The following is a 14390-nucleotide window of genomic DNA, read 5'->3' on the forward strand; positions in this document are numbered from 1 at the left end:
GTGGATAGGGATGAGGGTAAAATAAATATGATGTAATAATTTGCTATTGATTCTTTTTTATAGATGCTGCACGGGCTTTAAAGGAGTTGCTGCACATGAGTAAGAAATTTTACACCATTTTCATGATTGTATTACTTATTGGAATAAGTGGTTGTTCAACAGGAGACAGCGCTGAAATAGAAAAAGTTGGTTTACTGGTTCCGGAAACCGTAAACGATGGAGTATGGGGAACGAAAGGTTACAAAGGATTATTGAAAATTCAATCCGATTACAATGCAGACGTTTTCTATAAAGAGAGCATAAAGAATGATACATCAATTAAACAAGCGGTAAAAGAGTATAGTGATGATAATGTTACCTTAGTGTTTGGCCACGGTAGTGAATATTCCGGGATATTTAATACCCTTTCCGGTGATTATCCCAACATGCATTTTGTAAGCTTCAATGGGAATGCCACAGAGGAGAATACAACAAGTCTACAATTTAAGGGCTATGCAATGGGCTTCTTCGGAGGCATGACAGCAGCTTATCAATCCAATACGAATATAGTCGGGGTGATTGCTGCTTTTGAATGGCAACCCGAGGTTCAAGGGTTTATAGATGGAGTCAAATACCAACATAGTGAAACGGAGCTCATTGTCGAGTACACCAATCACTGGAATGATCAAGATATCGCCTTCGAAAAGTTGGAGGGATTAATGAATCAACGGGTCGATGTTGTATATCCTGCAGGTGACGGCTATAATGTAGCTGTAATTGAAAAGCTGAAGGAAAAGGGTCTCTATGCCATTGGCTATGTCTCGGATCAATCTGATTTAGGGGAATCCACGGTTTTAACGAGTACTGTGCAGCATGCAGATAAGCTGTATAGCGTCGTTGCGGAAAGATTCGCGAATGACGAACTCGATTCTGGAAACCTCGAATTTGATTTTGAAGACGGAGTCATTTCCATGGGTAAATATAGTCCCGTCATTCCAGAAGATTTTCAATCTGAGATGAAGCAACATGTTCAAACCTACATCGAAACAGGCAAATTGCCGAACGGAAAGGAATCGAAGCAATGAATCAAGACAAAACGATGGAATTCATGCAGATTGCCATGAAGTACTTCCCACAAGCAAAAGAGCAACTGGATCAAGCGGGTGTTGAGTTCACTCCCGAAATGCTGCAACCATTCATGACGCTCTTTACACAAGTCATGAGTGAAGCCTATGAATTAGGCAAACAAGATGCCTTACATAAAGAGTAAGTGTACAGTAAAACGGTTCATTGAATTTTTCAATGAACCGTTTTTTTTATTTTATATTCCATTGCTTTAATAATGGACTGATTTTCTTATAGAGTGGTTTTAAGTCATCGATGGAATTCATCATGGAATGAATGCCATCGAGTAATGATCCTTCTTCATTGCTGCCTTCACGCTTCTCCTGAGAAGGAGCCTCTTCTTTTTTACGGGTCCTTCCTCCGTACATCATCCTATCAAATGGATGCAGCTTCTTTTCTTCAGACATATTCTCACCCCCTCTACCTACTATGTAACCTATGAAAAGGAGGGTTGTACGAGTATAGTCAAACGCGTAGAAGAAAGGGAAAAGAAAAAATAATTGCAGAAAGTAGAAATCTTCGATAAAATTAGTACCAAGTCATAACAATTGATAATAAACTTAAGTATAAAAGAAAAAAATATAAAATAAGAAAGTAGGGAATGCCGGTATGAATACAGGAATTATTGGAATTGGGCGTTACCTTCCTGAGAAAATCGTAACCAATGCGGATCTTGAGAAAATGGTGGATACATCTGACGAATGGATTCGTACGAGAACGGGCATTGAAGAACGAAGAATAGCAGATAATGAAACAGACACATCAGACATGGCGTTTGAAGCAGCAAAATCGGCCATTGCTGATGCAGATATTACAGCAGAGGAAATTGATCTGATCCTTGTGGCTACGGTCACCCCTGATAGACCATTCCCATCTGTAGCTTGCTTACTTCAAGAAAGATTAGGAGCAAAAAGAGCGGCGGCGATGGATGTAAGTGCGGCATGTGCCGGATTTATGTATGGTATGATTACGGCAAAGCAGTTTATCGACAATGGTGCGTATAAGCATGTACTCGTTGTAGGAGTTGAAAAGTTATCCAAAGTCACGGATTGGGATGACCGGAATACAGCTGTACTGTTCGGGGACGCAGCAGGTGCTGCCGTACTTGGGCCAGTTCCGGATGGCAAAGGAATACTTGCCTTTGAATTAGGTGCAGACGGATCGGGTGCAAAGCACTTGTACCAGGAAGAAAACATCATCATGAATGGACGCGAAGTTTTTAAATTTGCCGTTCGTCAAATGGGTGAATCGAGTGTGAACGTGATTGAAAAAGCAGGATTAAAGAAAGAAGATGTTGATTTCTTAATTCCGCACCAAGCCAATATCCGTATTATGGAAGCGGCAAGGCAACGATTGGAATTGCCGATTGAAAAGATGTCTAAAACTGTAAATAAATACGGTAATACTTCAGCAGCTTCTATCCCTGTTTCTTTAGTGGAAGATTTAGAAGCAGGAAGAGTGAAAGAAAACGATGTAGTCGTCATGGTAGGATTCGGCGGCGGTTTAACCTGGGGCGCCATTATCATGCGCTGGGGCAAATAAATAGAACTCTCTTCTATAACTTGCAGACAAAGGAGATGGAATAAATGAACAAGAAACGTGTTGTTGTAACAGGATTGGGAAGTGTTACCCCGTTAGGTAATGATGTTGAATCAACGTGGGCAAATATTTTAGCAGGGAAAACGGGTGTAGGTCCGTTAACGCGCTTAAATGCAGACGATTATCCAGCCAAAGTGGCAGCTGAATTGAAAGATTTCAATATCGAGGATTTCGGTGTCGAGAAAAAGGAAGCGAGAAAGATGGATCGCTTCACTCATTATGCGATTGCAGCATCGTTAATGGCTGTCAAAGATTCCAAGCTCGCCATTACAGACGAAAATGCTCACCGTGTCGGTGTGTGGATCGGTTCGGGTATCGGTGGGATGGAAACATTCGAACAGCAGTATGAAACCTTCCAAAAGCGGGGGTATCGCAGAGTAAGTCCGTTCTTCGTTCCAATGATCATTCCTGATATGGCTGCTGGACAAGTTTCCATCATGCTGGGAGCAAAGGGCTTTAACTCCTGTACAGTCACTGCATGTGCGACAGGGACGAATTCGATTGGAGATGCATTTAAAGTCATCCAGCGGGGAGATGCGGATGTCATGGTTTCAGGTGGGGCAGAAGCACCGATTACAAAGATGTCAGTAGCGGGCTTCTGTGCAAACACAGCTTTATCGACCAATACAGATCCTGAAAAAGCTTCAAGACCATTCGATGCAAACCGTGACGGATTTGTCATGGGAGAAGGAGCAGGTGTGATTGTTCTGGAAGAACTTGAGCATGCACTGAAACGCGGAGCGCCGATCTATGCTGAAATCGTAGGCTATGGTTGTACGGGGGATGCGTATCATATCACAGCTCCTGCACCGGCTGGAGAAGGTGGAGCGAGAGCAATGAAAATGGCTTTGGAAGACGGTGGAGTCCTTCCTGAGCAAATGGATTACATCAATGCTCACGGAACAAGCACCCCTTATAATGACAAATACGAAACGATGGCAGTAAAAGAAGTATTCGGGGAGCATGCCTATAAATTAGCCATGAGCTCAACGAAATCCATGACAGGTCATCTTCTGGGAGCAGCAGGAGGAGTGGAAGCGATTTTCACAGTACTCGCGATGAAAGACAGCGTGTTGCCTCCGACAATCAATATAGAAACACCAGATCCAGATTGTGATCTTGATTATGTAGCGAACGAAGCTAGAAAACAGGAAGTGAATGTGGCGATGAGTAACTCATTAGGTTTCGGTGGCCATAATGCTACGATCGTCTTTAAAAAATATAGCAACTAATATATGAACGAGCCTGCTAACACGCGTTAGCAGGCTCGTTTTTTGTTGTGAACCCTCCTCCCTTTACATATACATGATAAAAAGCCGGGAAAGAGGGATGAAGGTGACCGTTGCTCCTACTGATGGGTGGCTTGAAGACTCCATTCATAAGCCTTTAGAGCTTTTAAAGAATACAATTAACGGAAAAGACGATCAAAAATCATTTTATCAATACCTCATGAGGCATGGAATGTACAAATCATCACATCATGCCGAAGATATTTTCGAAAAGATGAAAGAACAAAACATATGGGAACGTTTTTCCCTTTATGAAAAAAAGTATAAACGAAAATGGAATGGTCCAAATGTTCCGATATACTTATTCCCCGTGCAGGAAAAGAGAGGCATGTTCCAATCGTCAATGAAAAAGTCAGGTGTATGCTTTAAAGACGAGATTTTCTTTTTTATTACAGAACAGGATGATACGAAAGAGTACGAAGCTCTCTTCGTTCATGAATACCATCACTGTGTCAGAATGAAATTACTAAACAAAAAAAACATACAATATACCTTATTGGATTCAATCATTTTTGAAGGACTGGCAGAACATGCCGTTAAAGAGTACTGTGGAGATAAATACTCAGCTTCCTGGACAAAAGCATATGAAGAAAAAGAAATGTCACGTTATTTCGAGAAATGGATTCAGCCTAATTTGGATGTAACAAGAAGCAGTCCCCTTCACGATCACTTACTCCTTGGTAAGAAATCATATCCTAACATGCTGGGTTATGCTGCTGGTTATTACCTGGTTGAAAATTATTTGAAGAAGAATGATGCATCTACCATTGCCCTAATAGGAAAAGCATCATCAACTTTCTTACCATAGAAGAATGGATTATCAGATCATCAGGTATTTTCTAAAATACCAGACAGGGATGAAATTAGGAGCCTAATTTCGTCATATCTTCCATCTACCCTCATAAACTATAGTAAGAATGGACGAGCTAAATCTCTAAATGCGAGGATAGAGGCGGAAGGTATGGTGTTTCGAATGTTTGTATTATTTATCGGGTTTGGACTGGCTGTTTCGGGAGGAGTGAGTTTAATTATTTATTTAAACCTTCTCACCACGGGAATGACTTTTTCAGACTATATTCTTTTCGTATCCACCCGAGTCGAATGCTATTTATTTCTCCTAGGGATTCTTATCATCACGCTCTCGATCTATATCCCTCGAAGGAAAAATAATCACTATCTATAAAACCCTTGTTGAATAGGAATAAATTTACACCGATTTGCCTATACTGATTGACAAATAAGATTGTAGCAAAGCGAGGGGTCAATCATGTTATATCTTCATGATGTATGGGTAAATTGGTTCGAAGGCGAAGAAAATGGCTACAATGTCTGTCATTTTCACGAATGGAGAAAAGAGGACGTTATTGAGTTATTGGATCAAGTTCCTCTCATTAAAGTGGACACTGTTCTATTTCATTACATCGAGAATGATTTATCAGAGTTACCTCAACAACTGCTTAATAATGTCTATCAAAAAGCTTACTTGCGAAAAAACCATGAACGAATTCAACTGGACTATTGCTTCATTGTCACAGATGGGACAGGAATACTCGCAGTGGATACGATTGGGTATACCGTTCCAATCAGAAAAAGTAGGCTCATCCCAAGACAGGAACAGCTCGTCTATGAAATGGTGGAAAGTCATGAAACGGTGCAATATTCCATTCAGCCTGAGGTAAAGAGAGAGGATTCCTATCACATTCTCTCACCAAGTCCTTATATGATGAGTGGACTGACAAGAAAAGAAAGGCAGTTGAAACAATTATTATTTATGGCGCTGGATCAGCTTCACAGCTCAAACAACACGGCTGAAATCCGCTACTGGTACACTGAATGGGCTCCACAGCGATACCGGACCATCCAGGAATTGGACTTTGAGGAAATTTGGCAAATGTTATACGAAGAAACGCAGTTTGGCTGGTCGGACAAGCACCTGACCCTATGCGAGAACTTAATCAAGGGACAACCCTTCTTCGAAAAACTGTGGGAAGTGGAGAATCGTCCTAAGGTAAATTGATGGGTGGATGAAAACCCCAAGTCTATGACGGGCTTGGGGTTTTTTGTATAGAGTAAAGGAGGGAGGGGATGGTAATCGGTCCCAATAAAAAAGCCCAGAGCCTCATACTGCAAGCTCTGAGCAACATTGCTATTTTCTCTTTCTCTCTTTACGCCCGAGTCCCATGGCCTTTTCCATTTTCTTCAGCATTTTGTTTGCTGCAAAATTAGCTTTTTCTGCCCCGCGATCGAGTATATCATCCAGTTCTTCAGAATCAATCAATTCATAGTACCGGTCCTGCACGGGCTTAAAGGCGTTGACGACCACTTGAGCTAAGTCTCCTTTAAAGTCTCCATAGCCCTTACCTTGATACCTTTGTTCAAGTTTTTCTATTGAACTGCCTTCAAGAATCGAATAGATGGATAGGAGATTTGATACTCCTGGTTTGTTTTCTTTATCGTATTTAACGATTCCTTCTGAATCCGTAACAGCACTTTTGATTTTCTTTTCAATCTGCTTCGGATCGTCGAGGAGTGTAATAAATGATTTCTGGTTAACATCGGACTTACTCATTTTCTTCAAAGGATCCTGAAGGGACATAACACGGGCTCCGACTTTAGGAATCCGGACTTCAGGAACCGTAAAGATGTTGTTGTATTTATTATTAAAGCGCTCTGCAAGATTTCTCGTTAATTCCAAATGCTGTTTCTGATCTTCTCCCACAGGGACTAAATCTGTACCATATAGAAGAATATCGGCTGCCATTAATGGTGGGTAAGTCAACAAGCCTGCAGAAACGGCTTCTTTCCCATGTGATTTATCTTTGAATTGTGTCATTCTTTCAAGTTCACCAATATACGTCACACATTGCAAGATCCATCCTGCCTGTGCATGAGCCGGAACCTCCGATTGAATGAATAATGTTGATTTTTCAGGGTCGATACCACATGCAATATAAAGCGCAGCAAGACTGCGAATGTTTTTGCGAAGCGTCATTTTATCCTGCGCTACCGTGATTGCATGTTGATCCACTACACAGAAATAACAATTGTATTCTTCCTGCAGCTCAGTGAACTGCTTCATGGCCCCGATGTAATTCCCAAGCGTAATCGTACCGCTCGGTTGAATGCCGCTAAAGATTGTTTGCATCATATTTCCTCCTGTTTTACACAAAATAAAAACCCACCCGTCCTATTGAAGATAGGGACGAATGGGATGATTTCCGCGGTGCCACCCTAAGTACTCAGATGAGTCAGCTTAGTCCATGACGAGCATGGAACCCCTTTAACGTGAGGTAAATCCGTTATATGCTACTTCATTCACAAATAAAGCTCAGAAGTCCATTCCCTTTCCCATGAATACTTGTTTTCACCATCCACAAGCTCTCTATAAATCATAAAGAAAAGTACTACTCTTCATCTACGCTTTTTACTCTCATTTATATATTTTTATTATATGAAAAATCAAAGGGTAATTCAAGTGTACAGCAGATAGGATAAGGCGATAGAAAGAAGCAGGGTGATGGAGCCGACTATCAGTACTGACCTTGTAATGGAAAAAGATCGCTTGACTCCGTATTCTTCATGGGCTCCCTTAGTCTCGTCCAGATCGTCAAACTGGGAAATGTACTTCCCTAGTTTTGTGCTGTTTCGGAATCTCTTAAGGGCATACACGATGCCGTTGAAAAATCCCTTTTCAAATATATACAAGAGGGAGCCTGCGGCAACATACGTTATTCCGATAATAAACAAGCTATCTATAGTAGAGAGAAGCGGATTTTTCCCCTGAAATATAGCAGTGACGATGGCGATAATGAAAAACAGCAGTGTAAGTATGTAGAAAAAATTTATTCGTTTCATAGTTCTCCTTAAAATGTTTTTATCAAAAGTATACATGAAGCCCTTAAGGGAATTCAATCATTCATATATATTCAAACAATCATGAGTTGTATGGGCAGGGAGTACATAAATCCGCGTAAAGTGTACACGCTTGAAACTGCAGCAATATTATTAAAATACGAATAGAATAAAGTATGTATTCTATTTTTTATATTTAGTCTTGTATATTAATATTTATAACAGATATAAACCTTATAATTGAAAACGGACCCCAATAACACCATTACTTTCAATGCTGAGAAATTTACATTTGTAACAATTGTAATGGGACAAACTCTCTAAAATGTTCAACTAAAACCCTTTAATACCAACGTTTTGGCGCCTATATACCTACTAATCTGATAATTTTGCAAAAAAACTGTTAAATTCATATTGCAATAATTTCTCTATCATGTATAATAAGTAACAAATCTTCTGAAAATTAGAAGATAAATAAATATGAGATTTACGAGGAGGTCAATTTCAAGATGAAGAAAAAGTTTTCATTCTTGCTAGTTCTTCTTCTGGCTCTAAGTACTTTCTTAGCTGCATGTGGCGGCGACAAGAAAACTGAGGGCAATGAAGGAGCATCTGGCGAAGGCGGCGAGTCTGCTGAAAAGAAAGAACAGGTACTTAATTTAATTGAGAGTTCTGAGATCCCATCAATGGACTCTACTCTAGCAACTGACGCTGTTTCATTCAACGTAATGAACAACGTATTCGAAGGTCTTTACCGCTTAGGTGAAAAAGATGAGCCTGTACTTGGTATGGCTGCAGAAGAGCCACAAGTAAGTGAAGATGGTAAAACGTACACGTTCAAAATCCGTGATGCGAAATGGTCAAACGGAGATGCAGTTACTGCGAACGACTTCGTTTACGCTTGGCAAAAAGCTTTAAACCCTGACACTGGTGCAGAGTATGCGTACATCATGTACGATATCAAAAACGCTGCTAAAGTTAATGCTGGCGAAGTTCCAGTTGAAGAATTAGGTGTTAAAGCGGTTGATGAAAAAACATTAGAAGTTCAGCTTGAAACAGCTGTTCCATACTTCAAAGCTTTACTTTCTTTCGCAACTTTCTATCCTCAAAACCAAAAGTTCGTGGAAGAACAAGGCGATAAATTCGGTCTTGAAGCCGACACTGCAATTTACAATGGTCCATTCACTCTTTCTGAGTGGAAGCATGAGCAAAGCTTCAAATTAACTAAGAACGACGGTTACTGGGATGCAGAAACTGTTAAGCTAAAAGAAGTTAACTTTAACATCGTTAAAGATACTGCTACAGGTGTAAACCTTTATGAAACAAACAAAGCTGATGTTGCTGGTCTTTCTGCTGAATTTGTTGACAAATACAAATCAGATGAAAACTTTAAAACAAGAGCTGAAACTTCAGTATTCTTCCTTCGTTTAAATCAAGGAAATGAAATAATGGCAAATGTAAATGCGCGTAAAGCAATTGACGCTGCATATGACAAGCAAGGTATGGTAGACGTACTTCTTAACAACGGATCTATCCCTGCGTACTATTTAGTACCAAAAGACTTCGTATCTGGTCCAGATGGTGCTGAATATCGTGAAACAGTTGGTGACTTTGGTGGATTCGATCCTGAAAAAGCTAAAGAACACTGGGCTAAGGCGAAAGAAGAGTTAGGAAAAGATTCTATTGAATTAGAATTATTAAACTATGACTCTGACAACTCTAAGAAAATTGGTGAGTTCTTAAAAGAGCAACTAGAACAAAATCTAGAAGGTTTGACAGTTTCTATCAAAGCGCAACCATTCAAGCAAAAGCTTGAGTTAGAATCAAAAGGTCAATACGACTTCTCATTCGCTGGATGGGGTCCTGACTATCCAGATCCAATGACATTTGTTGATATGTTCGTAACTGATGGTGCTCATAACCAAATGGGTTATTCTAATCCAGAGTATGACAAGTTAATCGAACAAGCTAAAGGTGAGCTTCTTGATGATTTAGATGCACGTTGGCAAGCAATGGTTGACGCAGAAAAGATTCTTTTCGAAGATCAAGCGATCAGCCCTATGTACCAATCTGGTGTTTCTTATCTAGAGCGTCCATATGTGAAAAATATCTTACGTCATTCATTTGGTGCTGATAATTCTTACAAATGGGCTTCAATTGAGTAGAACTTAAACTCAGTGAACAACCTTCAAAGGGAGAGTATATGCATGTGCATATGCTCTCCTTTTCCAGTGAATGTCGGAAATTATCAAAAAAGTTAAAAAACATTGAAAATTTGTCGAAAATCGATATAATTAATAATGTAGAAAATAGACTAAAAAAAGGGGGGCTAAAGAATGGTCAGATATACAATTCAACGTATCGTCTATATGATCATCACTTTGCTTATCATTGCAACCGCCACTTTCTTTCTGATGAAGCTCCTGCCTGGATCTCCACTACAAAATACAGAGAGACTGACTCCGGAACAACAACAAATCATCCTGGATAAATACGGTCTGAATGACCCACTGCCAGAACAATATGTGAACTATATGGTGGGTCTAGCCAAAGGTGATTTAGGGTTGTCCTTCCAATACGATAATCGTCCTGTAACGCAAATAGTTGGAGATCGTATTGGTCCTTCCGCACTTCTTGGATTCCAAGCTATGGTATTAGGTACATTTTTAGGGCTCCTTGTGGGTATTATCGCTGCAATTAAACATAACACGTGGTTAGATTATGGTTCCACATTTGTGGCTGTATTAGGAATATCCATACCTTCTTTCGTGTTCGCGGCCCTGTTACAGTATTATGTAGGTGTAAAGCTTGAATGGCTTCCAGTAGCATTATGGGGAGAATATAAGCACACGATTCTACCTACACTAGCACTTACAGTTGGCGTTGTAGCAACGATTGCTCGTTTTATGCGTACAGAAATGCTTGAAATATTAAACTCTGATTATATTTTACTAGCAAAGGCCAAAGGTATTTCCAAGACTGGAACAATTGTAAAGCATGCCGTAAGAAACGCTATGATACCTATTGTAACTATTTTGGGACCAATGACAGTAGCAGTAATGACTGGTTCTTTAGTTGTCGAACGGATTTTTGCTGTTCCGGGTCTTGGGGAACAATTCGTACTTTCTATTAACACAAATGATTACACGGTTATTATGGGTATTACCCTGTTCTTCAGTGCTTTATTCATTGGCGTTATTTTCTTGGTAGATATTCTATACGGTATCATTGATCCGCGTATTCGTTTAGCTGGAGGGAAGAAATAATGGAAGCAAATAAAAAGAAATTAGAGCAACTAAGTCCAGAACTCTTCCAACCTCAAAAGGCTAGTGGAGACGAGTCGGAAAAAATATCGAGACCAAGTTTGAATTTTTGGCAGGATTCATGGATTCGTTTGCGTAAGAATAAAGGTGCTATTGTAGGAATAATAATAACTGCCATCATCGTATTCTTCGCTATTTTTGGACCTGGTATGAATGACTACAAATTTAGCGATCAAAATATTCGTCATGCAAAGCTACCCCCTAAAATTGAAGCGCTTTCAGGAATTAGTTGGCTTCCATTTGATGGAAAAGACGCTGGTGGTTTCGATGTTTATGAAGCGAGAAAGATTGAGGAAAGTTACTGGTTCGGTACCGATGACTTAGGTCGTGACCTATGGACTCGAACTTGGAATGGTACTCGTGTATCCCTTTACATTGGTATTCTAGCAGCCATCATCGATTTCATAATCGGTATCTCTTATGGCGGAATTTCTGCTTATTATGGTGGAAGAGTCGACGATATTATGCAACGTATCATTGAAATTCTAGTTGGGATTCCAAATTTAATTGTGGTTATTCTCTTTATCCTGATCTTTGAGCCAGGTATCTTCTCGATTACTATGGCTATGGTAATAACCGGATGGACCGGAATGGCACGTATAGTGCGTGGACAAGTATTACAATTGAAGAATCAGGAATTTGTACTTGCTTCCCGTACTTTAGGAGCAAGCAGCAATCGTTTAATCTTTAAACACTTGCTTCCAAATGTAATGGGACCTGTTATCATCACTACAATGTTTACAGTTCCTGCTGCGATTTACACAGAGGCATTCTTAAGCTTTATCGGATTGGGGATCGCTCCTCCAAGAGCTTCCCTTGGGTCATTGGTTAATGATGGGTACAGATCGATTCAATCATTTCCACATATGATGCTGGTTCCATCAGCCGTCATTTCATTAGTCATTCTAAGTTTCAACTTAATGGCCGATGGTTTGCGTGATGCACTAGATCCGAAAATGCGTAAGTAATGGAAGGGAGATTATGAATATGTCAAAAATTTTAGAAGTGAAAGATCTACACGTCTCCTTCAATACGCATGGAGGAGAAGTTCAGGCTGTCCGAGGTGTAGATTTCCATTTAGATAAAGGTGAAACACTAGCCATCGTAGGTGAATCCGGTTCCGGTAAATCAGTAACGACGAAAGCGATCATGAGATTGATCCCGAACCCGCCAGGCTTCATCAAAGGTGGAGAAATGTTATTTGAAGGTAAAGATTTAGCGAAATTGCCGGAAAAGGACATGCAGAAAATCCGTGGGAAAGATATCTCTATGATTTTCCAGGATCCGATGACGTCCCTGAACCCTACAATGACAATTGGTAAACAAATCATGGAACCACTGGTAAAGCATCAGAATATGAGCAAAAATGATGCGAAAAAACGTGCCGTTGAGTTACTTAAACTTGTTGGTCTGCCTAGCCCGGAAACTCGCTTTAAACAATATCCTCATCAATTCTCGGGTGGTCAGCGACAGCGTGTGGTTATCGCTATCGCTCTTGCTTGTAATCCGAAGATTCTGATTGCCGATGAGCCGACGACGGCATTGGATGTTACCATCCAGGCTCAGATTCTTGAACTGATGAAAGATTTACAAACGAAGATAGAAACTTCCATCATTTTCATCACTCACGATCTTGGAGTTGTTGCGAACGTAGCTGATCGTGTAGCCGTTATGTATGGAGGACAAATTGTTGAAACAGGTACAGTGGATGAAATTTTCTACGATCCACGCCATCCTTATACGTGGGGATTGATCGGTTCCATGCCGACTACAGATACTGAAGGTGAACAGGAACTGGTTGCCATACCTGGGACTCCACCGGATTTATTGAATCCACCTAAAGGAGATGCATTTGCACTTCGCAGTGAGTATGCATTGAAAGTGGATTTTGAACAAGAGCCGCCATATTATCAGGTTTCCGATACTCATTATGTAAAGTCCTGGTTATTGCATCCTAGTGCTCCAAGAGTAGAGCCGCCTGAAATCGTTAAATTAAGACATAGACAAATGCCTTCTAATTATAAAGAGCCGGTACTTGTTGAGGGGGTTCGTTCATAATGGCAGAAAAATTATTGGAAATTAAGAATTTAAAGCAGTACTTTAACCCGGGAAAACCGAATATGGTGAAAGCTGTCGATGATATCAGCTTTGATATTTATAAAGGGGAAACTCTTGGTCTGGTTGGTGAATCAGGTTGCGGTAAATCAACGACTGGTCGGACAATCATTCGTTTGTATGATGCTACAGATGGCCAGGTTCTCTTTAATGGTGAGGACGTTCATGGTAAAAAGTCACGTTCACAATTAAAGAAATTCAACCGTAAGATGCAAATGATCTTCCAGGATCCATACGCAAGTTTGAATCCTCGTATGAAGGTTGCGGATATTATTGCTGAAGGTATCGACATTCATGGACTTGCTTCTTCCAAAGAAGAACGTCTAAAGAGAGTTCATGATTTGCTTGAAACGGTTGGTTTGAATAAAGAACATGCCGGACGTTATCCACATGAATTCTCCGGTGGTCAAAGACAGCGTATCGGGATTGCCCGTGCCTTGGCAGTAGATCCGGACTTCATCATTGCCGATGAGCCAATTTCGGCTCTTGATGTTTCGATTCAGGCTCAAGTAGTGAATCTTATGCAAGAGCTTCAGAAAGAGAAAGGGTTAACGTACTTATTCATCGCCCATGATCTTTCCATGGTAAAATACATCAGTGATCGCATCGGGGTGATGTATTTTGGTAAGTTAGTCGAGTTGGCACCAAGTGATGCCCTTTACAAGAACCCGCTACATCCGTATACGCAATCTCTATTATCAGCGATTCCGTTACCGGATCCAGAGTATGAGCGCACACGCCGAAGAAAAGAATATAATCCTTCTGTTCACAATTATACAGAGGATGATAATCTTGAAATGCGTGAAGTGGCACCTGGCCATTTCGTGTTTTGCTCAGAGAAAGAGTTTGCACAGTATAAAGCTCAGTACAAAAGCTAAACATCTTACAAAAGCTCCCTTTAATGAGGGGAGCTTTTTTTATTGAAGGATCCGCATAAAGCTTGTTATATTCTTTTTTAACAAGAAAATCATACTATACAATGAAGATATTTAATTTCCTTGGAAATTTCGACAGATTAGGAGTAATACCCCTTTTCTTTCAAGTTATTTCCTTGTTAGAATAGGATGAGGTGTTACATATTTTACTAGATAGCTTATTTAATAGAGGA

At 40.3% G+C, this 14390-nt stretch carries 15 protein-coding genes and 1 other annotated feature; of the genes, 12 read left to right on the forward strand and 3 right to left on the reverse strand.

Annotated features, from left to right (window positions below; all coding sequences use genetic code 11):
* Nucleotides 1-95 precede the first annotated feature (95 nt).
* Nucleotides 96-1064, forward strand: coding sequence for a BMP family ABC transporter substrate-binding protein (locus FZC88_RS01355; protein WP_148993387.1), 969 nt, complete (start codon nt 96-98; stop codon nt 1062-1064).
* A complete protein-coding gene (locus FZC88_RS01360) occupies nt 1061-1249 on the forward strand; it encodes a ComZ family protein (protein WP_148968454.1) in 189 nt (62 codons plus the stop codon). The genes FZC88_RS01355 and FZC88_RS01360 overlap by 4 nt, the downstream gene beginning before the upstream one ends.
* A gap of 46 nt (nt 1250-1295) precedes the next feature.
* Here FZC88_RS01360 and FZC88_RS01365 read toward each other — a convergent pair whose 3' ends face one another.
* Nucleotides 1296-1511, reverse strand: coding sequence for a hypothetical protein (locus FZC88_RS01365; RefSeq protein WP_148993388.1), 216 nt, complete (start codon nt 1509-1511; stop codon nt 1296-1298).
* Nucleotides 1512-1713: 202 nt separating this feature from the next.
* On the opposite strand from FZC88_RS01365, the gene FZC88_RS01370 reads away from it, so the two are divergent.
* The 5 genes from FZC88_RS01370 to FZC88_RS01390 all read left to right on the forward strand — a co-directional run bounded on the left by FZC88_RS01370 (nt 1714) and on the right by FZC88_RS01390 (nt 6009).
* Complete coding sequence (locus FZC88_RS01370; protein ID WP_148993389.1) at nt 1714-2646, forward strand: beta-ketoacyl-ACP synthase III; 933 nt, start codon at nt 1714-1716, stop codon at nt 2644-2646.
* A gap of 44 nt (nt 2647-2690) precedes the next feature.
* Nucleotides 2691-3935, forward strand: a complete 1245-nt coding sequence (gene fabF / locus FZC88_RS01375) for a beta-ketoacyl-ACP synthase II (RefSeq protein WP_148993390.1) — start codon at nt 2691-2693, stop codon at nt 3933-3935.
* A gap of 97 nt (nt 3936-4032) precedes the next feature.
* Nucleotides 4033-4800 (forward strand): DUF2268 domain-containing putative Zn-dependent protease, encoded by a 768-nt coding sequence (locus FZC88_RS01380; RefSeq protein WP_187443476.1) that lies wholly within the window; start codon nt 4033-4035, stop codon nt 4798-4800.
* A gap of 165 nt (nt 4801-4965) precedes the next feature.
* A complete protein-coding gene (locus tag FZC88_RS24785; RefSeq protein ID WP_430313385.1) occupies nt 4966-5175 on the forward strand; it encodes a YuzI family membrane protein in 210 nt (69 codons plus the stop codon).
* An 84-nt stretch (nt 5176-5259) separates the two neighbouring features.
* Nucleotides 5260-6009 carry a YjbA family protein gene (locus FZC88_RS01390; protein WP_148993392.1) on the forward strand — a complete coding sequence of 250 codons (750 nt, stop codon included), beginning with the start codon at nt 5260-5262 and terminating at the stop codon, nt 6007-6009.
* Nucleotides 6010-6138: 129 nt separating this feature from the next.
* Here the strand turns inward: FZC88_RS01390 and trpS are convergent, their stop codons facing one another.
* Entirely contained in the window at nt 6139-7140 is a 1002-nt protein-coding gene (gene trpS / locus FZC88_RS01395; protein ID WP_148993393.1) for a tryptophan--tRNA ligase, read from the reverse strand.
* Between the two features lie 47 nt (nt 7141-7187).
* Nucleotides 7188-7419 (reverse strand) — a binding site (T-box leader).
* A 44-nt stretch (nt 7420-7463) separates the two neighbouring features.
* On the reverse strand, nt 7464-7847 hold the full coding sequence (locus FZC88_RS01400) for a DUF3899 domain-containing protein (RefSeq protein ID WP_187443477.1): 384 nt from the start codon (nt 7845-7847) through the stop codon (nt 7464-7466).
* Between the two features lie 506 nt (nt 7848-8353).
* Between FZC88_RS01400 and FZC88_RS01405 the strand changes: the two genes are divergently transcribed.
* From FZC88_RS01405 to FZC88_RS01425, 5 genes are all read left to right on the forward strand, one after another.
* On the forward strand, nt 8354-10009 hold the full coding sequence (locus FZC88_RS01405; protein WP_148993395.1) for a peptide ABC transporter substrate-binding protein: 1656 nt from the start codon (nt 8354-8356) through the stop codon (nt 10007-10009).
* A 171-nt stretch (nt 10010-10180) separates the two neighbouring features.
* Complete coding sequence (gene opp3b / locus FZC88_RS01410; protein ID WP_148993396.1) at nt 10181-11110, forward strand: oligopeptide ABC transporter permease; 930 nt, start codon at nt 10181-10183, stop codon at nt 11108-11110.
* Entirely contained in the window at nt 11110-12135 is a 1026-nt protein-coding gene (opp3C, locus tag FZC88_RS01415) for an oligopeptide ABC transporter permease (protein WP_148993397.1), read from the forward strand. The genes opp3b and opp3C overlap by 1 nt, the downstream gene beginning before the upstream one ends.
* A 19-nt stretch (nt 12136-12154) precedes the next feature.
* Complete coding sequence (locus FZC88_RS01420) at nt 12155-13225, forward strand: ABC transporter ATP-binding protein (protein WP_397540999.1); 1071 nt, start codon at nt 12155-12157, stop codon at nt 13223-13225.
* A complete protein-coding gene (locus tag FZC88_RS01425) occupies nt 13225-14160 on the forward strand; it encodes an ABC transporter ATP-binding protein (protein WP_148968467.1) in 936 nt (311 codons plus the stop codon). Before FZC88_RS01420 ends, FZC88_RS01425 begins: the two co-directional genes overlap by 1 nt.
* Nucleotides 14161-14390: the final 230 nt, after the last annotated feature.

Source organism: Rossellomorea aquimaris (assembly GCF_008180865.1).
In the GTDB taxonomy this organism is placed as follows: domain Bacteria; phylum Bacillota; class Bacilli; order Bacillales; family Bacillaceae_B; genus Rossellomorea; species Rossellomorea yichunensis.

What these genes read in the sequence shown, in the direction of transcription:
- FZC88_RS01355 (WP_148993387.1), top strand. Translation starts at nt 96, where the DNA reads ATGAGTAAGAAATTTTACACCATTTTCATGATTGTATTACTTATTGGA.
- FZC88_RS01360 (WP_148968454.1), top strand. Translation starts at nt 1,061, where the DNA reads ATGAATCAAGACAAAACGATGGAATTCATGCAGATTGCCATGAAGTAC.
- FZC88_RS01365 (WP_148993388.1), bottom strand. Translation starts at nt 1,511, where the DNA reads ATGTCTGAAGAAAAGAAGCTGCATCCATTTGATAGGATGATGTACGGA.
- FZC88_RS01370 (WP_148993389.1), top strand. Translation starts at nt 1,714, where the DNA reads ATGAATACAGGAATTATTGGAATTGGGCGTTACCTTCCTGAGAAAATC.
- fabF (WP_148993390.1), top strand. Translation starts at nt 2,691, where the DNA reads ATGAACAAGAAACGTGTTGTTGTAACAGGATTGGGAAGTGTTACCCCG.
- FZC88_RS01380 (WP_187443476.1), top strand. Translation starts at nt 4,033, where the DNA reads ATGAAGGTGACCGTTGCTCCTACTGATGGGTGGCTTGAAGACTCCATT.
- FZC88_RS24785 (WP_430313385.1), top strand. Translation starts at nt 4,966, where the DNA reads ATGTTTGTATTATTTATCGGGTTTGGACTGGCTGTTTCGGGAGGAGTG.
- FZC88_RS01390 (WP_148993392.1), top strand. Translation starts at nt 5,260, where the DNA reads ATGTTATATCTTCATGATGTATGGGTAAATTGGTTCGAAGGCGAAGAA.
- trpS (WP_148993393.1), bottom strand. Translation starts at nt 7,140, where the DNA reads ATGATGCAAACAATCTTTAGCGGCATTCAACCGAGCGGTACGATTACG.
- FZC88_RS01400 (WP_187443477.1), bottom strand. Translation starts at nt 7,847, where the DNA reads ATGAAACGAATAAATTTTTTCTACATACTTACACTGCTGTTTTTCATT.
- FZC88_RS01405 (WP_148993395.1), top strand. Translation starts at nt 8,354, where the DNA reads ATGAAGAAAAAGTTTTCATTCTTGCTAGTTCTTCTTCTGGCTCTAAGT.
- opp3b (WP_148993396.1), top strand. Translation starts at nt 10,181, where the DNA reads ATGGTCAGATATACAATTCAACGTATCGTCTATATGATCATCACTTTG.
- opp3C (WP_148993397.1), top strand. Translation starts at nt 11,110, where the DNA reads ATGGAAGCAAATAAAAAGAAATTAGAGCAACTAAGTCCAGAACTCTTC.
- FZC88_RS01420 (WP_397540999.1), top strand. Translation starts at nt 12,155, where the DNA reads ATGTCAAAAATTTTAGAAGTGAAAGATCTACACGTCTCCTTCAATACG.
- FZC88_RS01425 (WP_148968467.1), top strand. Translation starts at nt 13,225, where the DNA reads ATGGCAGAAAAATTATTGGAAATTAAGAATTTAAAGCAGTACTTTAAC.